This window comes from Paenibacillus glycanilyticus (assembly GCF_030161375.1).
Lineage (GTDB): Bacteria > Bacillota > Bacilli > Paenibacillales > Paenibacillaceae > Pristimantibacillus > Pristimantibacillus glycanilyticus_B.
Genome location: NZ_BSSQ01000026.1, coordinates 13749 through 36159, shown reverse-complemented (window position 1 = coordinate 36159; position 22411 = coordinate 13749). Strand labels below are relative to the sequence as shown.

Genomic DNA, 22411 nt, shown 5'->3' with positions numbered 1-22411 from the left:
ATAAAAAAACCCTCTGCCGAAGGCAGAGGGTTTAACAAAGCGCGGCTACTGCCGCACTTTATTATTTTTGGATAGTTGCAACAGCGCCAGCGCCTACAGTACGGCCGCCTTCACGGATGGAGAAACGAGTTCCTTCTTCAACCGCGATTGGAGCGATCAGTTCTACAGTTACTGTGATGTTGTCGCCAGGCATTACCATTTCAGTACCTTCAGGCAGGTTGATGATACCTGTTACGTCAGTTGTACGGAAATAGAATTGTGGACGGTAACCAGTGAAGAAAGGCTTGTGACGGCCACCCTCTTCTTTAGTCAGAACGTAGATTTGAGCTGTGAAGTTAGTGTGTGGCTTAACGGAAGCTGGTTTAGCCAGTACTTGACCACGCTCGATGTCTTTACGGTCTACACCACGAAGCAGTGCGCCGATGTTGTCGCCCGCTTGAGCGGAGTCCATCAGTTTACGGAACATTTCTACGCCCGTAACAACGGATTTGCGAGTTTCTTCAGCCAGACCAACGATTTCGATCTCGTCGCCAACTTTAACCACACCACGGTCGATACGGCCAGTAGCAACTGTACCGCGACCAGTGATTGTGAATACGTCCTCGACAGGCATCAGGAAAGGCTTAGCTGTGTCGCGCTCAGGAGTTGGGATGTAAGTGTCAACTTGTTCGAACAGTTCAACGATTTTGTCAGCCCAAGGACCATCTGGGTTTTGCAGAGCTTCACGAGCTGCACCACGGATGATTGGAGTGTCGTCGCCTGGGAACTCATACTCGTTAAGAAGGTCGCGAACTTCCATCTCAACCAGTTCAAGAAGCTCTTCGTCTTCAACCATGTCGCATTTGTTCAGGAATACAACGATGTAAGGTACGCCTACTTGGCGGGACAGAAGGATGTGCTCGCGAGTTTGCGGCATAGGGCCGTCAGCTGCGGATACAACCAGGATAGCGCCGTCCATTTGAGCAGCACCAGTGATCATGTTTTTAACGTAGTCGGCGTGACCTGGGCAGTCAACGTGAGCGTAGTGACGGTTAGGAGTCTCATACTCAACGTGAGCTGTCGAGATCGTGATACCGCGCTCGCGCTCTTCTGGAGCTTTGTCGATTTGGTCGAAAGCGATTGCCGCGCCACCGTATTTTTTGGAAAGTACAGTAGTGATAGCAGCTGTCAAAGTAGTTTTACCATGGTCGACGTGACCGATAGTACCGATATTTACGTGCGGTTTATTACGTTCAAATTTAGCCTTTGCCATTGAACTTAATCCTCCTTAATATAACTGAAGTTTTATGTGTGGGCTTGGTACAATCACCGCTTGGCAATTGTACCAGCCAATGCATACCGAAGGTATGGTTTAAAGGGCTTAATAATTAAGCGCCTTTGTTTTTCGAGATAATCTCTTCCGAGATCGAACGTGGTACTTCTTCATAGTGCGAGAGCTCCATGGAGAATACGCCACGGCCTTGTGTACCGGAACGAAGAGTTGTGGAGTAACCGAACATCTCTGCGAGAGGTACCTTAGCACGGATGATTTGTGCGCCTGCACGAGTATCCATACCTTCGATACGACCACGACGGGAGTTCAGCATACCCATAACGTCGCCCATGTACTCTTCTGGTACTGTAACTTCAACCTTCATGATTGGCTCAAGAAGAACTGGGTTACATTTATCCTTAGCAGCTTTAAGCGCCATGGAACCAGCGATTTTGAACGCCATCTCCGAGGAGTCAACGTCATGGTACGATCCGTCAACAACAGTTGCTTTAACGTCAACGAGCGGGAAGCCAGCGATAACGCCGTTCTTCATCGACTCTTCGATACCCGCTTGGATAGGACCAATGAATTCACGAGGAATAGATCCGCCCACAACTTTGTTTTCGAATACGAAGCCTTGACCTGGCTCTTGCGGAGTGAATTCCACCCAACAATGGCCATATTGACCTTTACCGCCGGACTGACGAACGAACTTACCTTCGACTTTAGCCGCAGTACGGAAAGTCTCACGGTAAGCTACCTGAGGTTTACCAACGTTAGTCTCAACTTTGAATTCGCGAAGCATACGGTCAACCAGGATTTCAAGGTGAAGCTCACCCATACCCGAGATAATCGTTTGATTCGTTTCTTCGTCTGTATGAGCACGGAACGTTGGATCTTCTTCAGCCAGTTTGGAGATTGCGATACCCAATTTGTCTTGGTCAGCTTTCGTTTTTGGTTCGATAGCAACCGAGATAACCGGATCAGGGAAGTTCATCGATTCAAGAATGATCGGATCCTTCTCATCGCACAGCGTGTCGCCCGTAATCGTGTCTTTCAGACCGACTGCAGCGGCGATATCACCGGAGTACACTTCGGAAATTTCTTGACGGCTGTTCGCATGCATCTGCAGGATACGGCCGATACGTTCACGTTTGTTCTTAGTTGCATTAAGAACATACGATCCGGATTTCAGGACACCCGAGTATACACGGAAGAACGTCAATTTACCAACATAAGGGTCAGTCATGATTTTGAATGCAAGTGCCGCGAACGGCTCTTCATCGGAAGAATGACGAACCGACTCTTCACCGTCTTCGAGTGTACCTTTGATAGCAGGTACGTCGAGCGGGGATGGCAGGTAGTCAACAACTGCATCCAACATCATTTGAACACCTTTGTTACGGTAAGAAGAACCTGCGATTACTGGGAAGATCTTAACTTCACAAACGCCTTTACGAAGCGCTGCTTTAATTTCTGGAATCGTAATTTCTTCGCCTTCCAGATATTTCATAGTCAATTCTTCATCCAGCTCAGCTACCTTCTCGATAAGCTCCGTGCGAAGCTCTTCTACTTGGTCAGCATACTCAGCAGGAATCTCAACTTGCTCAGGATCTTTCCCGAGGTCGTCTTTGTACTTGTAAGCTACGCGCTCAACAATGTCGATTACGCCGAGGAAATCACTCTCAGCACCAATCGGCAGTTGAATCGCAACGGCATTCGCTTGCAGACGCTCACGCATGTCTTTAATAACATTCAGGAAGTCTGCACCGATGATGTCCATTTTGTTAATGTAAGCGATCCGAGGAACGCCATAACGGTCAGCTTGACGCCATACCGTTTCAGACTGTGGCTCAACGCCTTCTTTAGCGCTGAATACGCCAACGGCCCCATCCAATACGCGCAGGGAACGTTCAACTTCTACTGTGAAGTCAACGTGCCCCGGGGTGTCGATAATATTGATGCGGTTGCCTTTCCATTGAGCAGTAGTCGCGGCAGACGTAATTGTAATACCGCGCTCTTGCTCTTGCTCCATCCAGTCCATCGTTGCAGCGCCTTCGTGCACTTCACCGATTTTATGAGTACGGCCTGTATAGAACAAGATACGCTCAGTGGTAGTTGTTTTACCAGCATCGATATGTGCCATGATCCCGATGTTACGCGTATTATTCAAGGAGAACTCTCTAGACATGAATTTGTCTCCTCTCGTGTTTTGAGTTAAACTCAAACATTTTGGTTAGAATCCTACCAACGGTAGTGAGCAAACGCTTTGTTCGCTTCTGCCATTTTGTGTGTGTCTTCGCGTTTCTTCACGGATGCACCAGTGTTGTTCGATGCGTCCATGATTTCAGCAGCCAGACGCTCTTCCATCGTTTTTTCACCGCGGTTGCGCGAATAGTTCACGAGCCAACGGAGACCAAGCGATGTACGACGCTCTGGTTTAACCTCAACTGGTACTTGGTAGTTAGAACCGCCGACACGGCGAGCTTTAACCTCGAGTACAGGCATGATGTTTTTCAATGCTTCTTCGAACACTTCCATTGGATCTTTACCCGTGCGTTCTTGGATCAGCTTGAAAGCATCATACAACAGCGTTTGTGCAACGCCGCGTTTGCCGTCGATCATGATGCGGTTGATAAGGCGGGTTACCAGTTTGCTATTGTAAACCGGATCCGGCAATACGTCGCGTTTTGTTACAGGACCTTTGCGTGGCATGAGAAAGTCCCCCTTTCTTAGTTAGTCGCAATATCCGGATATTTATCCGGAAATCTTGCTATTATTATTTTTTAACTTTAGGACGTTTAGTACCGTATTTCGAACGAGATTGGTTACGGTTGTTAACACCCGCAGTATCCAATGCGCCGCGAACGATATGGTAACGTACACCTGGAAGGTCTTTTACCCGTCCACCACGGATCAATACAACGCTGTGCTCTTGAAGGTTATGACCGATACCCGGAATGTACGCTGTTACTTCTACACGGTTCGTCAAACGTACACGTGCGTATTTACGAAGTGCGGAGTTCGGTTTTTTCGGAGTCATAGTACCTACACGAGTGCACACACCGCGTTTTTGCGGAGCGCTGATGTTCGTTGCTTCACGTTTCAAGGCGTTGAAACCTCTTTGCAAAGCAGGCGATTTCGATTTTACGACTTTAGCTTGGCGGCCTTTACGGACCAGCTGGTTAATTGTTGGCATGTTGCCACCCCCTTCCCATGATTATGTCTTATTAATGGCAAGACATTTTACCCAATTAATTAAGCCCACAGATCCAGGCGGTTCATAAAAGAACAAATAAAAATTTCTGTCAGTCCATCATCTTGCAATTCTGCACCAACAAAAATTGAGTCTACTTTATTCTTCATCAGGTATGAGCGCTGCCATAGCGGCTCCGACATCAATCCCGCAGGTTTCCCCGAGTTCTTGCATCGTATCTATCCACTTGACCGGAACACTCAACCGCTCGCACAGATGAACGATCTTCTCTCTCATCCGCGGATCTGCATCACGAGCCACATAGACTTCGATAGCTTTACTCTGTTCAAGCATCTTGGTCGTCTGTTTCGCGCCAACCTTAAACTGCATGATATCACCTTTCCTATTGCAGTAGAGCGATCACACAATTAGGCACACTTCGATATAGTACCACCTACATCTACAAGTGTCAAGCTGTAAAACACCCTGTCCAATTGCAAAGTTTTGGTTATTTCATTCTTACGGTTAAAGGTAAGGCCCATCAACTATTATACATGTAAAAGAGCGGGCATCAACAGGGAAGACCATCCATCCCTACTGAATGCCGCGCTCTCCTCATTTATTACATCAATATGCTATTTCTAATCGACCGTTACTACTTCGGATTCCAATTCGCCTTCTTCAGTTGTTTCAGGCTCATCTTCAAGGCCTACCAGCTTGATGCTGCGGTAACGGTTCATACCTGTACCAGCTGGGATCAGCTTACCGATAATAACGTTCTCTTTCAGACCTAGCAATTGGTCTACTTTGCCTTTGATAGCAGCGTCGGTCAAGACGCGCGTCGTTTCCTGGAACGATGCCGCGGACAAGAACGAATCTGTTTCAAGGGATGCTTTCGTGATACCGAGCAATACCGGCTTCGCAACCGCAGGCTCAAGACCTGCAAGGATCGCTTCACGGTTTGCTGCTTCGTATTCGTGGATGTCAACAAACGCGCCTGGAAGGAGCGTAGTGTCGCCAGCGTCAACAATACGGATTTTGCGAAGCATCTGCTTAACCATAACCTCAACGTGCTTGTCGTTGATTTCTACACCTTGGTTACGGTATACGCGTTGTACTTCTTGCAAAATGTAGTTTTGGACGCCACGGATACCTTTAATACGCAGCATATCTTTAGGGTCGATCGAACCGTCTGTCAGCTCGTCGCCTGCTTCGATTTGCTGGCCTTCGGTTACACGGATACGCGAGCCATACGTAATCGCATAGACTTTTGTTTCCGCTTCGCCTTGGACTTCAACTTCGCGGCGGTCTTTCGCTTCGCGAATCTCCTTCACGACACCGTCGAGCTCTGTAATGATCGCTTGACCTTTCGGATTACGCGCCTCGAAGAGCTCTTGGATACGCGGAAGACCTTGCGTGATATCGTCGCCGGCTACACCGCCGGTATGGAACGTACGCATCGTCAACTGTGTTCCCGGTTCGCCGATCGATTGAGCAGCGATGATACCTACTGCTTCGCCGATCTCAACGTGTTTGCCTGTAGCCAGGTTACGGCCGTAACAAACCTTACATACGCCATGACGAGCACGGCAGCTAAGCACGGAACGGATCTGAAGTTTCTCGATGCCAGCATCGATAATCGCGTCTGCTTTACCGGAGTCGATCAGCTCGCTCTTCTTCACAATAACCTCACCCGTTTTTGGATGACGGATTGTTTCGAATGCGTAACGTCCTTCGATACGGTCATACAGATCCTCGATAACTTCTTTGCCGTCTTGGATCTTGCTAACTGCAAAGCCTTTATCTGTACCACAATCGTCTTCACGTACGATTACGTCCTGAGCAACGTCAACAAGGCGTCGAGTCAAGTAACCCGAGTCAGCTGTACGAAGCGCCGTATCGGCGAGACCTTTACGAGCACCATGCGTCGAGATGAAGTACTCGAGGACGGTAAGGCCTTCACGGAAGTTCGATTTGATAGGCAACTCGATGATACGGCCGGATGGGTTCGCCATCAGACCACGCATGCCGCCGAGCTGAGCGATCTGCGATTTGTTACCCCGTGCTTTGGAGTCCACCATGAGCATGATGGAATTGTAACGGTCCATCGACTTCATGAGGATATCGGTAATTTGATCTTTGGATTTACTCCAAATTTCGATTACACGGTCATAGCGCTCTTCGTTCGTAATCAGACCGCGACGGTACTGATTCATAACGACTGCTACTTTTGCATCGGATTCTTTCAGAATCTCGACTTTCTCTTCCGGAACAACAACGTCCGCTACCGCTACAGTAATACCTGCGCGCGTGGAATACGTAAAGCCGAGTTGTTTGATGCGGTCAAGAATAATCGATGTCAACGTAGTATGGTAAATACGGAAGCATTCGCCGATGATGTTGCCGAGATACTCTTTGCCGACACCGCCGGCAATTGGCAACTCATCCATGATTTTGTTCAAGTCGCTGCCTTTTTCGTATACGAAATACTTATCCGGCGTACCTTGCAGCAAGTTTGCTTTGGTAGCTTCGTTGATGTAAGGGAAATCTTCCGGGAAGATTTCGTTGAAAATAACTTTACCGACTGTCGTACTAATCAGCGAGTTCTGTTGCTGCTCCGTGAAGATGGTTTTCTTCAACACTTTAGCAGGCACGAATACACGCGCATGAAGCGATACAATGCCGCGTTGGTAAGCGGAGATTGCTTCATTGACCGTTGCAAACACCGAACCGGAACCTTTAGCTTCTTTGTTATCCATAGTCAGGTAATAAGATCCGAGAACCATATCCTGGGATGGAGTAACAACCGGCTTGCCGTCCTTAGGGTTCAAGATGTTGCCCGATGCAAGCATCAGGAGACGTGCTTCAGCTTGTGCTTCAGCCGACAATGGTACGTGAACCGCCATTTGGTCACCGTCAAAGTCCGCGTTATAAGCGGTACATACGAGCGGATGAAGTTTGATGGCGCGGCCTTCAACCAGAATAGGTTCGAATGCCTGGATACCAAGACGGTGAAGCGTAGGGGCACGGTTGAGAAGAACCGGATGCTCCTTGATTACTTCTTCAAGAACGTCCCAAACTTCTGGGCTTACGCGTTCTACTTTGCGTTTTGCGCTCTTGATGTTATGAGCCAGACCTTTGTTCACGAGCTCTTTCATTACGAAAGGCTTGAACAGCTCCAGTGCCATCTCTTTTGGAAGACCGCATTGGAACATCTTAAGGTTAGGACCTACGACGATAACGGAACGACCGGAATAGTCAACCCGTTTACCGAGCAAGTTCTGGCGGAAGCGGCCTTGTTTACCTTTCAGCATGTGGCTGAGGGATTTCAAAGGACGGTTACCAGGACCTGTTACCGGACGGCCGCGACGACCGTTATCGATCAGTGCGTCTACCGCTTCTTGCAGCATGCGCTTCTCGTTCTGAACGATAATATCCGGTGCGCCTAGGTCAAGCAGGCGCTTCAGACGGTTATTACGGTTAATAACACGGCGATACAAGTCATTCAAGTCAGACGTAGCAAAACGTCCGCCGTCCAGCTGTACCATTGGACGAAGTTCTGGCGGGATTACCGGAAGCACATCGAGAATCATCCATTCCGGCTCATTGCCGGAGTTGCGGAAAGCTTCGATAACTTCAAGACGCTTAATAGCACGGTTACGGCGTTGCCCTTGAGCAGTCCGCAACTCTTCTTTCAGCTGTTCCAGTTCCTTCTCTACATCGATGTCTTGAAGCAATTTCTTAACTGCTTCTGCACCCATGCTTGCTTGGAAGCCATAACCGTATTTTTCACGGTAGCTGCGGTATTCTTTCTCCGACAGCAGTTGTTTTTTCTCAAGCGGCGTATCACCAGGATCGGTTGTAACATAGGATGCAAAATAAATGATCTCCTCAAGTGAACGAGGCGACATGTCAAGCGCAAGGCCCATACGGCTTGGGATACCTTTAAAGTACCAGATATGCGATACAGGGGCAGCAAGCTCGATATGGCCCATACGCTCGCGACGAACTTTCGCGCGCGTAACTTCAACGCCACAACGGTCACAGACTACGCCTTTGTAACGAACGCGTTTGTATTTGCCGCAATGGCATTCCCAGTCTTTTGTAGGCCCGAAGATCTTTTCGCAGAAAAGACCCTCTTTCTCCGGTTTTAACGTCCTATAGTTGATCGTCTCCGGTTTTTTGACTTCTCCGCGGGACCAAGAGCGAATTTTATCCGGCGAGGCAAGCCCGATTTTCATATACTCGAAGTTGTTCACGTCCAACAAGGAGCAACCCTCCTTCGTCATGTATGGCTATGTCGTACAAATTGGCGGCTGCACGCCCTCCGGTTACGAAGGACGAGCAGCCTTTTATTCAAAGCTTATTCAGCGCCAGCTTCGGCACCTTCTAAGTTGAGGTTAAGCTTATCGCTTGTTCCGTCATCTTCATCATCGATTTCTTTCATCTCGATCTCTTCTTCATTCTCGGTGAGGATCTTAACGTCCATACCAAGGGACTGAAGCTCTTTGATCAATACTTTGAACGACTCTGGAACGCCAGGTTCCGGAACGTTCTCGCCTTTCACGATCGATTCGTACGTCTTCACCCGGCCGACAACGTCATCGGATTTGACTGTAAGAATCTCTTGAAGCGTGTAGGCTGCACCATAGGCCTCGAGTGCCCATACCTCCATCTCGCCGAAGCGCTGGCCGCCGAACTGGGCTTTACCGCCGAGTGGCTGCTGCGTAACGAGAGAGTAAGGACCCGTCGAACGGGCATGGATTTTATCGTCAACCATGTGCGCCAGTTTGATCATGTACATGACGCCAACGGTAACTTCGCGTTCGAACGATTCGCCTGTGCGGCCATCGTACAGAATCGTTTTACCGTTACGTTGCATGCCTGCTTCTTCCATCGTGTCGAATACGTCATACTCGCGCGCGCCGTCGAATACAGGCGTAGCTGCATGAAGACCGAGACGTTTACAAGCCATACCCAGATGGACTTCCAGTACCTGACCGATGTTCATCCGCGATGGTACGCCGAGTGGATTCAGCACGACTTCAACTGGTGTGCCGTCTGGCAAGAACGGCATATCTTCCTCCGGCATAATGCGGGCGATAACCCCTTTATTACCGTGGCGTCCTGCCATTTTGTCGCCTTCGGAAATTTTACGTTTTTGAGCAATATATACACGAACCAGCTGATTCACGCCTGGTGGCAGTTCATCGCCGTTCTCGCGAGTAAATACTTTAACGTCAACGACAATACCGTCAGTACCATGCGGTACGCGAAGGGAAGTATCGCGGACTTCACGAGCTTTCTCGCCGAAGATCGCGTGAAGGAGACGTTCTTCCGCTGTCAGCTCCGTTACGCCTTTAGGCGTTACTTTACCAACGAGAATATCGCCTGCGCCGATCTCTGCGCCGACACGGATAATACCGCGTTCGTCGAGGTTCTTCAGCGCTTCTTCGCCGACATTCGGAATGTCGCGCGTAATTTCTTCAGGTCCAAGCTTCGTGTCACGTGCTTCGGATTCGTATTCTTCAATGTGAATGGATGTATATACATCCTCTTTCACCAGCTTCTCGCTAAGAAGAATCGCATCCTCGTAGTTGTAGCCTTCCCAAGTCATGAACGCAACAACAACGTTGCGGCCAAGCGCCAATTCGCCTTGTTCTGTCGAAGGACCGTCAGCGAGAATATCGCCTTTCTTGATCACTTCGCCTTTGCGGACAAGCGGACGTTGGTTAATACATGTTCCTTGGTTGGAACGCATAAACTTATGCAGTTTATGTTTCACGAGATCGCCGACAACTTGTTTGCCGTCAAGCATCTCTGTACGACGCAGCCAAATTTCATTGGCCGAGACGCGTTCAATAACACCGTCAAACTTGGATACAATACATACACCGGAGTCTTTCGCCGATTTGTGCTCCATTCCCGTACCAACGAGTGGCGCTTTAGGAATAAGAAGCGGAACGGCCTGACGTTGCATGTTGGATCCCATGAGGGCACGGTTGGAGTCGTCATTCTCGAGGAACGGAATGAGCGCCGTTGCAACCGATACAACCTGCTTCGGCGATACGTCCATGTAGTCAACGCGCTCGCTTGGCATAGTCAAGATGTTATCTGCTTGCTTATTGTAACGAACGATGACACTGTCATCGACAAATCTGCCTTCTTCACTCAACTTCGCGTTCGCTTGCGCGACTACGTAGTTATCTTCTTCGTCAGCCGTCAAATACGCGATTTGCTCGGTAACGACACCCGTCTTCGGATCTACCCAACGGTAAGGCGCCTCAATGAAGCCATACTCGTTAATGCGGGCAAATGTTGACAAGGAGTTGATCAGACCGATGTTCGGACCCTCCGGCGTTTCGATTGGACACATACGCCCGTAATGGGAGTGATGGACGTCACGTACTTCGAAGCCAGCGCGCTCACGCGTCAAACCGCCCGGACCGAGTGCGGACAAACGACGCTTATGCGTCAGTTCAGCAAGCGGATTCGTTTGGTCCATGAACTGCGACAGCTGCGAGGAACCGAAGAACTCTTTAATCGATGCAATAACCGGACGGATGTTGATCAGAGCTTGCGGCGTAATGGCGTTAGCGTCCTGAATCGACATTCTCTCGCGAACAACACGTTCCATACGGGAAAGACCGATACGGAATTGGTTCTGGAGCAATTCGCCAACCGAACGCAAACGACGGTTGCCAAGATGGTCAATATCGTCTGTATTGCCTACTCCGTGAAGGAGATTGATGAAATAGTTAATGGACGAAATAATGTCCGCCGGCGTAATATGCTTAACGGACTTATCAATAACGCCATTCGAAATGACCTTAATGACTTTCGCATCATCCAAAGGCGAATATACGTTGATCGTTTGAAGCGGAATGCTATCCGCATCCAGAACGCCGTTCGCCACATGGTACGTTTTGAAACCTACGTTTTTCTCCAACTTGTCGAGAATCTCATCAAGCAGACGGCGGTCAATAATTTGACCTGCTTCCGCAATGATCTCGCCTGTAGCCGGATCAACCAATGTCTCAGCAAGACGTTGATTGAACAAACGGTTCTTAATGTGAAGCTTTTTGTTTATTTTGTAACGACCGACGTTAGCCAGGTCGTAACGTTTTGGATCGAAGAAGCGAGCAACCAAAAGGCTTTTCGCGTTGTCCAAAGTAGGCGGTTCGCCCGGACGAAGGCGTTCATAAATCTCGATCAACGCTTTCTCGGTCGAATCTGTGTTGTCTTTATCCAGCGTGTTGCGAATATACTCGTCGTGTCCGAGCAATTCTAAGATTTCAGCATCGGTTCCAAATCCAAGAGCGCGCAAAAGCACCGTCACCGGTATTTTCCGGGTCCGGTCAATACGAACGTAAATGATGTCTTTAGCATCCGTCTCAAGCTCTAGCCAAGCTCCGCGATTCGGAATTACCGTTGCCGTGTATGTTTTCTTCCCGTTCTTATCAACCTTCGTGCTGAAGTACACACTTGGGGATCGAACCAACTGGCTGACAATAACACGTTCCGCCCCGTTAATAATGAACGTACCGGTCTCTGTCATCAGCGGGAAGTCGCCCATGAACACTTCTTGTTCTTTCACTTCGCCGGTTTCTTTGTTGAAGAGCCGTACCTTAACACGCAGTGGAGCAGCGTACGTCACATCGCGTTCCTTTGATTCATCGACCGAATATTTCGGTTCGCCCAAGCTATAGTCGATAAACTCAAGCGATAGATTGCCCGTAAAGTCCTGAATCGGCGAAATATCTTGGAATAACTCAAGCAAGTCATTATCCAAGAATTTTTCGTACGATTTTTGTTGGATTTCAATCAGGTTCGGGACTTCCAGCACCTCGTTGATCCGGGCGTAACTTCTCCGCGTGCGCCGACCATACTGAACAAGTTGTCCTGCCAACTTAACCTCACCCCTCATGTCTGTCTCACAGCATCGATATCTACTGCGTCCTACTTTAAATAAAGAAAAGCCCTTATCGAATAGTTCGAAAAAAGAGCGTGTTCCGGCAGCTAACCAAACGCAGCGCGGCGCGATGGTTCCATATCAAGTAATTTTGCCCAAAATGTAAACATTATACGTCAAATGTGCAATAAATATGCATTCCGCGCCAAAATTCGCACTTGACATTTTAGTTAGCTAAAGAGATTGAGCCCAATTTAATGCTGACATTTTATAATATTACCATATCTAAAAAGTCAAGTCAAGAAAATCAGTCACTAGATTTTGTTGCCAAAAATATCCGGTATCCCTTGTCCTTCGTAACCTCTTCCACATCGCCAAATAACGATTCCAGCTTGGCCTCTGCCGATGGTGCGCCTTGCTTCTTCTGAATAACAACCCACATCTTACCGCCGGGATTTAATAGATTGTACCCTTCTTCAAAAATGGTATGAACAACCTGTTTGCCTGCACGGATTGGAGGATTGGTCAAAATAACATCATAACGGTTAGCTTTCACCGACTCATAGATATCGCTTTGCGTAACCGTTACATTAGTAATGCCGTTTAGCTTCGCGTTTTCTCTCGACAGTTCAACCGCACGTTCATTAATGTCGATCATGGTTACATGCCCCTCCGGCGCAAGCTTCGCCGCAGTTAATCCGATGGGCCCGTAACCGCACCCGACATCAAGCACCTCTGCAGATGGCGCAAGAACAAGCGCATCGAGCAGCACGCGGCTCCCGTAATCGACACCGGATTTTGAGAATACGCCGGCATCCGTCATAAACTTTAGCGAGAATCCGCGAAGCTTCGCTTCATGGACTTGTCTATCATGTTTCACTCCCGGCTTCTGAGAGTAATAGTGGTCCGACATTCATTTGGCCTCCTGCCTCTTGTCCTTAACCTCTCGAACATGCAACGAACCCCTTGAAACGTGACGTTTCAAGGGGCCCGTTATTATGGCTTGAAGAGAAATTACTTCACTTCTACAGCTGCGCCAGCTTCTTCAAGCTTAGCTTTAACTGCTTCTGCTTCTTCTTTGCCAACTTTTTCTTTGATTGGTTTTGGAGCGCCGTCAACCAGGTCTTTAGCTTCTTTCAGACCAAGACCAGTGATTTCGCGAACCACTTTGATTACGTTGATTTTGGAAGCGCCAGCGTTGTTAAGGATAACGTCGAATTCAGTTTGCTCAGCAACTTCTGCTGCGCCGCCTGCTACTACTGCAACTGGAGCTGCAGCTGTAACGCCGAATTCTTCTTCGATTGCTTTAACAAGATCGTTCAGTTCAAGAACAGTCATAACTTTGATTGCTTCTAGGATTTGCTCTTTAGACATGGTTATACCTCCGAGAATGGTTAGTTTTTTTGGTTTTATGCCGCCTTACGAGTAAGGTCGGCGGATCGTTCGTATAAACGACGATTTAACTTAAGCTTGTGCTTCTTTTTGCTCGCCGACTGCTTTAACCGCAAGCGCGAAGTTGCGCATTGGAGCTTGCAGGACGGAAAGGAGCATGGAGAGCAAGCCTTCGCGGGACGGAAGTTCCGCCAGTGCTTTAATCTCAACTGCACCTACTACTTTACCTTCAACAACGCCGCCTTTAAGTTTCAGAGCGTCGTTTTTCTTAGCGAAATCGTTCAAGATTTTCGCTGGCGCTACAGCATCGTTCACGCTGAAAGCAATGGCTGTAGGACCAACCAGAATGCTGTTCAGCTCGGACAATTCCGCAGCTTCAGTCGCACGGCGAACGAGCGAGTTTTTCAGAACTTGGAACTCAACACCTGCTTCGCGCAGTTGTTTACGAAGTTCAGTTACTTGCGCAACGTTCAATCCGCGGTAGTCAGCAACAACAGTGCTGGAGCTCTCACGAAGCTTCGCTGTGATTTCTTCAACCGCTTGTTGTTTCTCTTGGATGATATTAACGTTAGCCAAACTGTACACCTCCTGTAATAGTTGTACATCCCGTTTATGACGAGCTTCCTAAAGCCTAGGGTGCATGAGAAAGGCCTCCACAGCGACTGCGAAGGCCATGATATATCGCTGCCGTGATCTCAATCACGCGCAGCTGTATTTATCATAACACCTCGGTAGGAAATTAAGCCTTGCGGCACCTACTGTCTACGGTATGCGTATTCGAATTTAATTTCCGTTCTCTTAAATCTTAACGGTAAGAAGCTGCGTTAAGACGAGCGCCAGGGCCCATTGTCGAGGAAACGGAGATGTTTTTCAGGTAAACCCCTTTAGCTGCTGCCGGTTTAGCACGGTTCAGAGCGTCAATGAGAGCCTTAAGGTTGTCATTAAGTTTCTCAGCGTCGAAGGAAACCTTGCCGATTGGAGCATGGATTTGACCTGCTTTGTCAAGACGGTATTCGATTTTACCAGCTTTGATTTCTTGAACAGCTTTAGTAACGTCGAATGTTACCGTACCCGCTTTAGGGTTAGGCATAAGGCCTTTACCACCGAGGATACGACCCAGTTTACCAACTTCAGCCATCATGTCCGGCGTTGCTACGCAAACGTCGAATTCGAACCAGCCTTGTTGGATTTTGTTGATCATGTCGGAATCGCCAACGAAATCAGCGCCAGCAGCTTCTGCTTCTTTTGCTTTATCGCCTTTCGCGAATACCAGAACACGTTTAGTTTTACCAGTACCATGCGGAAGTACAACAACGCCACGAACCGCTTGGTCTTGTTTACGAGGGTCAACGCCCAGACGTACAGCTACTTCAACGGACTCGTCGAATTTTGCTGTAGCGGCTTTCTTCACAAGCTCAATTGCTTCCAAAGACTCGTAAGTTGCTTCGCTGTTAATCAGCTTAGCAGCTTCTGCATACTTTTTGCCGTGTTTAGCCATTTGAGTTTTCCTCCTTTGTGGTTGTAGCGGAAAATTCCCCTTATGGGACTCCTCCCACTGACGAAGCTTACACTTCGCTTGGGCTATGCCGAATCGGCTGCCCTTGTGCTAACCGACCGCGGGGCGGCCAGTCACACAATTAGTCAACGATAGTAACACCCATGCTGCGTGCAGTACCTTCAATCATAAGCATTGCTGCTTCAACGGAAGCTGCATTCAGGTCAGGCATTTTTTGCTCAGCGATTTCACGAACTTTGTCGCGTTTAACTGTAGCAACTTTCTTTTTGTTTGGCTCGCCGGAACCTTTTTCGATACCTGCTGCAACGCGGAGCAATACTGCTGCCGGAGGAGTTTTAGTTTCGAAAGTGAAGGAACGGTCCTCAAACACTGTGATAACAACTGGGATAATCAAACCTGCTTGATCTGCTGTACGGGCATTGAATTCTTTACAGAACGCCATAATGTTAACGCCTGCTTGACCAAGTGCCGGACCAATCGGCGGAGCCGGATTAGCTTTACCTGCAGGAACTTGCAGTTTGACCATTTTGATAACCTTTTTAGCCATGACTTACACCTCCTTACCGTGGTAATCCCAAACTACGGAAACCGGATATTAAATCTTCTCCACTTGAGTGTAATCCAGCTCAAGAGGGGTTTCCCTGCCAAACATGTTGACATGTACCTTAAGCTTCGATTTGTCGAGCAGAATTTCTTCTACTGTACCAACAAAATCCGCAAAAGGGCCTACTTTTACGCGCACGGTTTCCTTCAGGTCGAATTCAATCTTCGGCTTAGGCTCTTCCATACCCATATGCTTGAGAATTTGTTCCACTTCGTCAGGCATAAGTGCAATCGGCTTCGATCCGGATCCAGTTGACCCTACAAATCCTGTGACGCCCGGCGTATTGCGAACAACATACCATGAATCGTCAGTTTGAACCATCTCCACGAGGACGTAGCCGGGGTAGACTTTACGCTGAACGGTCTTTTTCTTACCATCCTTCTCTACCACTTCTTCTTCCATCGGAACCAGAACGCGAAAGATTTTATCTTCCATGCCCATCGATTCGAGGCGACGCTCCAAATTGGCTTTCACTTTGTTCTCATAACCGGCGTAAGTGTGTACGACATACCATCTTTTTTCCATTCCAATCCACCTTTGGACCCTTCTTAAACAATCAGTTCAACTAGAGACGAGATCCCGATGTCAAGAAGCCAAAAGTAAATCGTCACAAACGCGATCGTTAGAAGTACGACGATCGAATAGCTTGTCAACTCTTTACGGTTTGGCCAGCGAACCTTCTTAAGTTCTGCCCAGCTGTCGGCAAAGAAACTAAACGTTGTTCCGAAGCTTTGCTTCAGTTTAGCCAAAAATGCCACGTCAACACCTCCAATGACTATCTCGTCTCGCGATGAGGAGTCTGCTCGTTACAGAACTTGCAAAACTTCTTCAACTCGATGCGGTCGGGGTGATTGCGTTTGTTCTTGCTGCTCGCATAGTTTCTCTGTTTGCAGTTTGTGCATGCCAACGTGATAATTACCCGCATTGAATTACACCTCCCGAACTGCTAAATAACTGACATTACAACACCACATATTCTATGGTATCGCAACTTCGGCCCCAATACAAAACAAAGCCTTGTTCAAGGCCTACCTAAAACAATTTATCACACGGCATAATCCAATGTCAATGAAAACATACACCGGGCCGTAGCGAATATTATGGAAATATGGCGACTCCAGAACCTCGTCCCTACCATTATCGTCACAATTCCCGCTTTTAAACTAAAAGAGGCTGTTCTTCGCCACCGGATTTACGCCGGACGGACGAACGAACAGCCCTATCAACTCTCTCATTAGTCAACAAATAAATGATCTAACTGCTTAGATCCCGTACTTCCAAATAACGCTCAAGCTTGCGCTTTACTCGCTGCAATGCATTGTCAATGGACTTCACATGCCTGTCGAGGTCAACCGCAATCTCCTGATACGATCTGCCATCCAAATAAAGCATGAGCACCTTGCGTTCCAGGTCGCTCAAGATCTCGGACATCTTGTCTTCAAGACCAACAAATTCCTCTTGATTAATAATCAGCTCTTCCGGATCGGAAACCCGGGTGCCGCAAATGACGTCAAGAAGAGTACGGTCAGAGTCTTCGTCATAAATCGGCTTATCCAAAGAAACATACGAATTAAGCGGAATATGTTTCTGCCTGGTAGCCGTTTTGATGGCCGTAATGATCTGCCGTGTAATACATAACTCCGCAAAAGCTTTAAAGCTCGCAAGCTTGTCCCCTTTAAAGTCGCGGATAGATTTATAGAGTCCGATCATGCCTTCTTGCACGATATCTTCCCGATCGGCACCGATTAGGAAGTAAGAACGGGCCTTCGCACGGACAAAGTTCTTATATTTGTTGATCAAATATTCTAGAGCCAGACTATCGCCGTTACGAACCGCTTCTACGATATCCTCGTCAGAGCTGCAGTCATATTCAAGCGTACTCCATTTTTTGAGGTCGATGCTCACAAACTATCCCTCCGGCCTGCAAGGCGTACGCCGCTAGATTCATATGCAACCTATCTCCATGGCTTCCTGCCACAACGATTTAAACAAGACAAAATAGCGATAAAACTGCCGTTCTCATCACTAAATATAGAGTCAGTATACATTATGTAATCTTACACCGTCAACCGATTTGCCATTTTGAGAGAGTCGTTTTAATAGAAATTCTGTAATTATATGGGCGATCATGCTTGCTATTTGTCTCCGCGCCGAAGTCGTTCAAGCTTCGTTCGCACCTCGAGACTAAGATTGCCATCAAGCGTATTGCGCTTTGCAGGTATATCTTCCCGCAAAGTCAACTCGATTGCCTTCCGGTTTTGCTGGATATTGATGAGCAGTTCGCGGGCTGACAGCCGGAGAGCCCCGATGCCAAACGCCACATGCTGCTCGACAAGATCCGAGGTGGCCACAAATACATTACGGCGTCTGGCCATTAATTCGGACACCAGCCGCTCAATACATTCATCCGCCGTTTCTTTCTCTTTCGTATACACGATCGTAAGCTTATGATGCCTGTATGTCGCGCCAAGTCCCGGAACCTGATGGGCATCAAAAACAACGTATACCGTCATTCCCGAGAAGCCCTGGTAATCGGCCAGCATGTCTAGCAGCTTGTCCCGCGCTTCTTCCAGATCGATTTCCTTCAGCTTCTCGAGCATAGGCCAGGCGCCGATCATATTATAGCCGTCTACCAGCAAAATATCATTGCGCCGGTTCATCGGCTAAACACTCCGGCGCTGCCTGACCACTTCGTACATCAGAACGCCCGCTGCTACGGACGCATTCAAGGAGTTTAAGCGGCCGTGCATCGGAAGCTTAACAAGGAAATCGCATTTTTCCTTGATCAAACGTCCCATGCCTTTGCCTTCATTCCCGATTACAATCGCGAGCGGAAGATCAAATTTTGTCTTATACACATCCTGCGGCGCGCTTACGTCTGTACCCGCCACCCATACGCCTTCCTCTTTCAAACGGTCGATCGTCTGAGCAAGGTTCGTAACGCGTGCTACCGGTACATGTTCTGCCGCGCCAGCGGAGGTCTTCAATACCGTTGCGGTCAATCCAACCGAACGGCGCTTAGGAATGATAACCCCGTGAACCCCGGTACATTCCGCCGTACGGAGAATGGAGCCCAAGTTGTGCGGGTCCTCAATTTCGTCGAGAATAAGCAGGAACGGCGTTTCGTTCAGCTCGCGCGCTTTGGCCAGCAAATCTTCGACCTCCGCATAAGCAAAAGCCGCCGCCTGGGCAACAACGCCTTGATGCTGTACGCCCTCCACCATAGTATCCAGCTTGCGCTTGTCCACAAACTGCACGATAACGCCATGTTGCTTGGCTTCCGCTACAATCGGTTGAGTCAGGCTTTTCTGGGCGCCCTCGGCGATCCAAATCTTGTTAATATCGCGTCCGGAGCGAAGCGCCTCCATAACAGGATGCTTTCCGGCAATCATTTCTTCTTGGTTGTAACGTTCGGTCACGCTTCTTCCTCCCTCTCTTCTTGCTGCTCATTTGCTTGCGGCGCTATTGCAGCCGCAAACAATTCATTCAGACGGTCAATCCGATCTTCATAATACAAATAACCGACCAAGCATTCCAATGCGGTTGCCTGCCGATAATCGGCAGGATCGGCGTTTTTCGGCGGTGCACCCGACTTGGTATTGCGTCCTCGCCTTACAATATCCGCCTCTTCTTCGGTAAGCAGCGGCTGCCATTTCTCCAGCAGCTTGCGCTGGGCTTTGGCCGATACAATCTTGGTCGCTTCACGATGCAAATGATGCGATTTATGATTGGGGAGCGACACCAAATACTGTCTGACGAGCAGTTCAAACACGCTGTCTCCGACATAAGCCAGCACCACCGGATTGATTAGCTGCGTCCTCTTGGCCGGGCGATGGAACAGGAGACTAGCTCCTGCCATCCCTTCGATTCCCGCTTCCCCTGTTATATCCAATTTCTGTTCATTACTGTTCAACTTGTACGCTTCCTCCATTCGATTCGCGGTTTAAACCTATAGGCGCCGCCAGCGAATCCCTTGCGGAGTGTCCTCTAGCGCAATGCCTTTTTCCGTAAGCAGGTTGCGGATCTCGTCCGCGCGTGCCCAGTTTTTCGCTTTGCGTACTTCCGTCCGCTCTACAATCAGCGCTTCGATCTCTTCATCGAGAAGTTCAACTGAGGCGTCTGCTTCAGGCAAGAGTCCAAGCACGGCATTCATCTGCTCCAGCGTTTCAAGCAGGGCAGCCATTCCTTCCGCCGTTGCGTCCGCGCGGTTCATGTATTGATTGGCTTCCGTTACGAGCTCGAATACGGCAGTAATAGCATCCGGCGTATTGAAGTCATCGCCCATTTTCGCTTCGAATTGGGCTTTGATCTGCGCCAAACGATCGCTTAATTCCGATCCCGCTTCCGTGGAAGCAGCAGGCGTGCCAAATGCCGATAGGCGGTGCTTTAAGTTCGCGGAACAGTTCGCAATCCGCTCCACGCTGTTCTCCGCTTGGGCGATCGTCTCGTCCGTGAAGTTAAGCGGGCTGCGGTAATGGGTCGACAAAATAAAGTAACGGATAGCCGCCGGCTTCACCCGCTTCACCAGCTCGTTAACGGTAATCCCGTTGCCAAGCGACTTGGACATTTTCTCATTGTTGATATGAATGTAGCCGTTATGCATCCAGTAGTTCGCAAGCGGCTTACCGGTAAACGCTTCGGACTGGGCAACCTCGCACTCGTGGTGCGGGAATTGCAGATCATGGCCGCCGCCATGGATATCAAGCGTATCGCCGAGATACTCGCGCGCCATTGCGGAGCACTCGATATGCCAGCCCGGACGCCCCGCTCCCCAAGGGCTCTCCCAGTTGATCTCGCCCGGCTTCACGCCTTTCCACAATACAAAGTCCTGCGGATTTTCTTTGCGCTCGCCGATTTCGATCCGAATGCCGAATTGCAGCTCCTCCAGATTCTGATGCGACAGCTTGCCGTATTCCTCAAACTTTGTCGTCCGGAAGTATACATCGCCTTCGCTTGCATAAGCATAGCCTTTGTCGACAAGCCCCTGAATAAACGCGATGATTGATGGGATATGCTCGGTAACACGCGGATTCATCGAAGCCTTATGCACGCCAAGCGACGCAATGTCCTCATTGAAAGCTTGAATGAATTTATCGGCAACTTCCGGCACGGTCAGTCCCGACTGTTCCGCTTTCTTGATCAGCTTATCGTCCACATCCGTAAAGTTCACGATGTAGTTCACGTCATAACCTGCATATTCCAAGTAACGGCGCACCACATCAAAGAAAATAACCGGACGCGCGTTGCCGATATGAATATAGTCGTATACCGTTGGTCCGCAGACATACATTTTGACCTTGCCTTGCTCCTGCGGTACGAACGCTTCCTTTGTACGGGTCAGCGTATTGTAAATTTGTACATTCATGATCTCGTTTCTCCTCCAGCTACAGGCTCGCGAAGTTTCTCGACTTCGGCCCTTAAACTTTCTATTTCTTTGTGCATTTCGCGGAACATCTCAATAACGGGATCCGGAAGCTGCTTATGGTCAAGCCTGTCTCCGACCCGCTCGCCGTTTCGTTTGACCACCCTGCCTGGATTACCGACAACGGTGCAATTATCCGGTACTTCCCGCAGCACGACAGCATTAGATCCGATATTTGAATTATCGCCAACGCTGAATGAACCTAATACTTTTGCCCCCGAACCGATGACAACATTATTGCCGATGGTGGGATGCCTTTTGCCCTTTTCTTTGCCGGTCCCGCCAAGCGTAACGCCTTGATAAATAACGACATCGTCGCCGATTTCGCATGTTTCCCCAATCACAATTCCCATTCCGTGGTCGATGAAAAGCCGCTCTCCGATAGTCGCGCCGGGATGAATCTCAATGCCCGTCATAAAACGGCTGAACTGCGAGATGATCCGCGCGAACGTAAACCATCCTTTTCGAAAAAGCTTATTTGCAATCCGGTGCGCCCATATGGCATGCAACCCCGAATACGTAAAGATGACTTCGAACCGGCTATGTGCCGCCGGGTCGTTCTCAAATACTGCATTAATGTCTGATCGAATATGGCGAAACATGCGTGTTCTCCTCTCCCATGTGCAGCAACCCCCGCAAAAAGAAAACAAAACAATCTCTGAAACATAAAAAAAGCCCCCGCAGCATCGAAATGCTGCAGAGGCGGGCGTGTAACGTCGCGGTTCCACTCTGCTTGAACAAACCTGATCGCATGCTGACCAAAAGCATCTTAATGAGCTTCGGGCCATGCCTCTCGGGCTGTCCGTCTTAATGCCTGTAACGTTGGCTGATACGTTGTTGCCTACCCCGCTCCGCCAGCTTCGGTATGCGAAGTGGAAGGACTACGGATCGGAACAAAGCTCCCAGGTGCATTTTCCGCTCCCCGAATTAGACAACTTGCAGCCCGCATCCCTAAATGCCAAACGACAAGCTTGGCTGTAGGCGATTGCTGATTGTCCTCTCTGTAAATCCGGTAAAACGTACTTTTCCTGTTCATGGCTTTTTTCAAGTCATCGAATTGTAATTAGTAACAGTATAACGAATCCCTATGAGGGTGACAAGGAATTTATCCCATAGC

At 48.8% G+C, this 22411-nt stretch carries 22 protein-coding genes and 1 other annotated feature; of the genes, 1 reads left to right on the top strand and 21 read right to left on the bottom strand.

Annotated features, from left to right (window positions below):
* Window positions 1–61: 61 nt before the first annotated feature.
* The 21 genes from tuf to cysE all read right to left on the bottom strand — a co-directional run bounded on the left by tuf (window position 62) and on the right by cysE (window position 21896).
* A complete protein-coding gene (tuf, locus tag QQK89_RS27145) occupies window positions 62–1252 on the bottom strand; it encodes an elongation factor Tu (protein ID WP_015847228.1) in 1191 nt (396 codons plus the stop codon).
* A gap of 115 nt (window positions 1253–1367) precedes the next feature.
* Window positions 1368–3443 (bottom strand): elongation factor G, encoded by a 2076-nt coding sequence (gene fusA, locus QQK89_RS27140; protein ID WP_284241903.1) that lies wholly within the window; start codon window positions 3441–3443, stop codon window positions 1368–1370.
* 53 nt (window positions 3444–3496) lie between these two features.
* Window positions 3497–3967: a 30S ribosomal protein S7 gene (gene rpsG, locus QQK89_RS27135; RefSeq protein ID WP_284241902.1), complete on the bottom strand. Its 471-nt coding sequence runs from the start codon at window positions 3965–3967 to the stop codon at window positions 3497–3499.
* Between the two features lie 64 nt (window positions 3968–4031).
* Window positions 4032–4451 (bottom strand): 30S ribosomal protein S12, encoded by a 420-nt coding sequence (gene rpsL, locus QQK89_RS27130; protein WP_015847231.1) that lies wholly within the window; start codon window positions 4449–4451, stop codon window positions 4032–4034.
* Window positions 4452–4607: 156 nt separating this feature from the next.
* Window positions 4608–4838 carry a ribosomal L7Ae/L30e/S12e/Gadd45 family protein gene (locus QQK89_RS27125; protein WP_284241901.1) on the bottom strand — a complete coding sequence of 77 codons (231 nt, stop codon included), beginning with the start codon at window positions 4836–4838 and terminating at the stop codon, window positions 4608–4610.
* 251 nt (window positions 4839–5089) lie between these two features.
* Window positions 5090–8716 (bottom strand): DNA-directed RNA polymerase subunit beta', encoded by a 3627-nt coding sequence (gene rpoC, locus QQK89_RS27120; RefSeq protein ID WP_284241900.1) that lies wholly within the window; start codon window positions 8714–8716, stop codon window positions 5090–5092.
* Window positions 8717–8811: 95 nt separating this feature from the next.
* Entirely contained in the window at window positions 8812–12375 is a 3564-nt protein-coding gene (gene rpoB, locus QQK89_RS27115) for a DNA-directed RNA polymerase subunit beta (protein WP_284241899.1), read from the bottom strand.
* A gap of 292 nt (window positions 12376–12667) precedes the next feature.
* Complete coding sequence (locus QQK89_RS27110) at window positions 12668–13273, bottom strand: class I SAM-dependent methyltransferase (RefSeq protein ID WP_284241898.1); 606 nt, start codon at window positions 13271–13273, stop codon at window positions 12668–12670.
* A gap of 101 nt (window positions 13274–13374) precedes the next feature.
* Window positions 13375–13734: a 50S ribosomal protein L7/L12 gene (gene rplL, locus QQK89_RS27105; protein WP_127497473.1), complete on the bottom strand. Its 360-nt coding sequence runs from the start codon at window positions 13732–13734 to the stop codon at window positions 13375–13377.
* Window positions 13735–13824: 90 nt separating this feature from the next.
* A complete protein-coding gene (gene rplJ, locus QQK89_RS27100) occupies window positions 13825–14328 on the bottom strand; it encodes a 50S ribosomal protein L10 (RefSeq protein ID WP_284241897.1) in 504 nt (167 codons plus the stop codon).
* A gap of 58 nt (window positions 14329–14386) precedes the next feature.
* Window positions 14387–14538 (bottom strand) — a sequence feature (ribosomal protein L10 leader region).
* A 19-nt stretch (window positions 14539–14557) separates the two neighbouring features.
* Window positions 14558–15250 carry a 50S ribosomal protein L1 gene (gene rplA, locus QQK89_RS27095; protein WP_284241896.1) on the bottom strand — a complete coding sequence of 231 codons (693 nt, stop codon included), beginning with the start codon at window positions 15248–15250 and terminating at the stop codon, window positions 14558–14560.
* A gap of 139 nt (window positions 15251–15389) precedes the next feature.
* On the bottom strand, window positions 15390–15815 hold the full coding sequence (gene rplK, locus QQK89_RS27090) for a 50S ribosomal protein L11 (RefSeq protein ID WP_284241895.1): 426 nt from the start codon (window positions 15813–15815) through the stop codon (window positions 15390–15392).
* Window positions 15816–15863: 48 nt separating this feature from the next.
* Window positions 15864–16397, bottom strand: a complete 534-nt coding sequence (gene nusG / locus QQK89_RS27085; protein WP_015847240.1) for a transcription termination/antitermination protein NusG — start codon at window positions 16395–16397, stop codon at window positions 15864–15866.
* 23 nt (window positions 16398–16420) lie between these two features.
* Window positions 16421–16630, bottom strand: coding sequence for a preprotein translocase subunit SecE (gene secE, locus QQK89_RS27080; protein ID WP_091190672.1), 210 nt, complete (start codon window positions 16628–16630; stop codon window positions 16421–16423).
* A 17-nt stretch (window positions 16631–16647) separates the two neighbouring features.
* Window positions 16648–16797, bottom strand: coding sequence for a 50S ribosomal protein L33 (gene rpmG / locus QQK89_RS27075; protein ID WP_015847242.1), 150 nt, complete (start codon window positions 16795–16797; stop codon window positions 16648–16650).
* A gap of 329 nt (window positions 16798–17126) precedes the next feature.
* Window positions 17127–17777: an RNA polymerase sporulation sigma factor SigH gene (gene sigH / locus QQK89_RS27070; protein ID WP_091190671.1), complete on the bottom strand. Its 651-nt coding sequence runs from the start codon at window positions 17775–17777 to the stop codon at window positions 17127–17129.
* A 230-nt stretch (window positions 17778–18007) separates the two neighbouring features.
* Complete coding sequence (locus tag QQK89_RS27065; protein ID WP_284241894.1) at window positions 18008–18532, bottom strand: NYN domain-containing protein; 525 nt, start codon at window positions 18530–18532, stop codon at window positions 18008–18010.
* 3 nt (window positions 18533–18535) lie between these two features.
* Entirely contained in the window at window positions 18536–19264 is a 729-nt protein-coding gene (gene rlmB / locus QQK89_RS27060) for a 23S rRNA (guanosine(2251)-2'-O)-methyltransferase RlmB (RefSeq protein WP_284241942.1), read from the bottom strand.
* Between the two features lie 23 nt (window positions 19265–19287).
* Window positions 19288–19731 (bottom strand): Mini-ribonuclease 3, encoded by a 444-nt coding sequence (locus tag QQK89_RS27055; protein ID WP_284241941.1) that lies wholly within the window; start codon window positions 19729–19731, stop codon window positions 19288–19290.
* 90 nt (window positions 19732–19821) lie between these two features.
* Complete coding sequence (gene cysS / locus QQK89_RS27050; RefSeq protein ID WP_284241893.1) at window positions 19822–21237, bottom strand: cysteine--tRNA ligase; 1416 nt, start codon at window positions 21235–21237, stop codon at window positions 19822–19824.
* Window positions 21234–21896 (bottom strand): serine O-acetyltransferase, encoded by a 663-nt coding sequence (gene cysE / locus QQK89_RS27045; RefSeq protein WP_284241892.1) that lies wholly within the window; start codon window positions 21894–21896, stop codon window positions 21234–21236. The genes cysS and cysE overlap by 4 nt, the downstream gene beginning before the upstream one ends.
* A 208-nt stretch (window positions 21897–22104) precedes the next feature.
* Here cysE and QQK89_RS27040 point away from each other — a divergent pair, with 208 nt between their 5' ends.
* Window positions 22105–22275, top strand: a complete 171-nt coding sequence (locus QQK89_RS27040; protein ID WP_284241891.1) for a hypothetical protein — start codon at window positions 22105–22107, stop codon at window positions 22273–22275.
* Window positions 22276–22411 lie beyond the last annotated feature (136 nt).

What these genes read in the sequence shown, in the direction of transcription:
- tuf (WP_015847228.1), bottom strand. Translation starts at nt 1,252, where the DNA reads ATGGCAAAGGCTAAATTTGAACGTAATAAACCGCACGTAAATATCGGT.
- fusA (WP_284241903.1), bottom strand. Translation starts at nt 3,443, where the DNA reads ATGTCTAGAGAGTTCTCCTTGAATAATACGCGTAACATCGGGATCATG.
- rpsG (WP_284241902.1), bottom strand. Translation starts at nt 3,967, where the DNA reads ATGCCACGCAAAGGTCCTGTAACAAAACGCGACGTATTGCCGGATCCG.
- rpsL (WP_015847231.1), bottom strand. Translation starts at nt 4,451, where the DNA reads ATGCCAACAATTAACCAGCTGGTCCGTAAAGGCCGCCAAGCTAAAGTC.
- QQK89_RS27125 (WP_284241901.1), bottom strand. Translation starts at nt 4,838, where the DNA reads ATGCAGTTTAAGGTTGGCGCGAAACAGACGACCAAGATGCTTGAACAG.
- rpoB (WP_284241899.1), bottom strand. Translation starts at nt 12,375, where the DNA reads ATGAGGGGTGAGGTTAAGTTGGCAGGACAACTTGTTCAGTATGGTCGG.
- QQK89_RS27110 (WP_284241898.1), bottom strand. Translation starts at nt 13,273, where the DNA reads ATGTCGGACCACTATTACTCTCAGAAGCCGGGAGTGAAACATGATAGA.
- rplL (WP_127497473.1), bottom strand. Translation starts at nt 13,734, where the DNA reads ATGTCTAAAGAGCAAATCCTAGAAGCAATCAAAGTTATGACTGTTCTT.
- rplA (WP_284241896.1), bottom strand. Translation starts at nt 15,250, where the DNA reads ATGGCTAAACACGGCAAAAAGTATGCAGAAGCTGCTAAGCTGATTAAC.
- rplK (WP_284241895.1), bottom strand. Translation starts at nt 15,815, where the DNA reads ATGGCTAAAAAGGTTATCAAAATGGTCAAACTGCAAGTTCCTGCAGGT.
- nusG (WP_015847240.1), bottom strand. Translation starts at nt 16,397, where the DNA reads ATGGAAAAAAGATGGTATGTCGTACACACTTACGCCGGTTATGAGAAC.
- rpmG (WP_015847242.1), bottom strand. Translation starts at nt 16,797, where the DNA reads ATGCGGGTAATTATCACGTTGGCATGCACAAACTGCAAACAGAGAAAC.
- QQK89_RS27065 (WP_284241894.1), bottom strand. Translation starts at nt 18,532, where the DNA reads ATGAACCGGCGCAATGATATTTTGCTGGTAGACGGCTATAATATGATC.
- rlmB (WP_284241942.1), bottom strand. Translation starts at nt 19,264, where the DNA reads ATGATTGCCGGAAAGCATCCTGTTATGGAGGCGCTTCGCTCCGGACGC.
- QQK89_RS27055 (WP_284241941.1), bottom strand. Translation starts at nt 19,731, where the DNA reads ATGGCAGGAGCTAGTCTCCTGTTCCATCGCCCGGCCAAGAGGACGCAG.
- cysS (WP_284241893.1), bottom strand. Translation starts at nt 21,237, where the DNA reads ATGAATGTACAAATTTACAATACGCTGACCCGTACAAAGGAAGCGTTC.
- cysE (WP_284241892.1), bottom strand. Translation starts at nt 21,896, where the DNA reads ATGTTTCGCCATATTCGATCAGACATTAATGCAGTATTTGAGAACGAC.
- QQK89_RS27040 (WP_284241891.1), top strand. Translation starts at nt 22,105, where the DNA reads ATGCCTGTAACGTTGGCTGATACGTTGTTGCCTACCCCGCTCCGCCAG.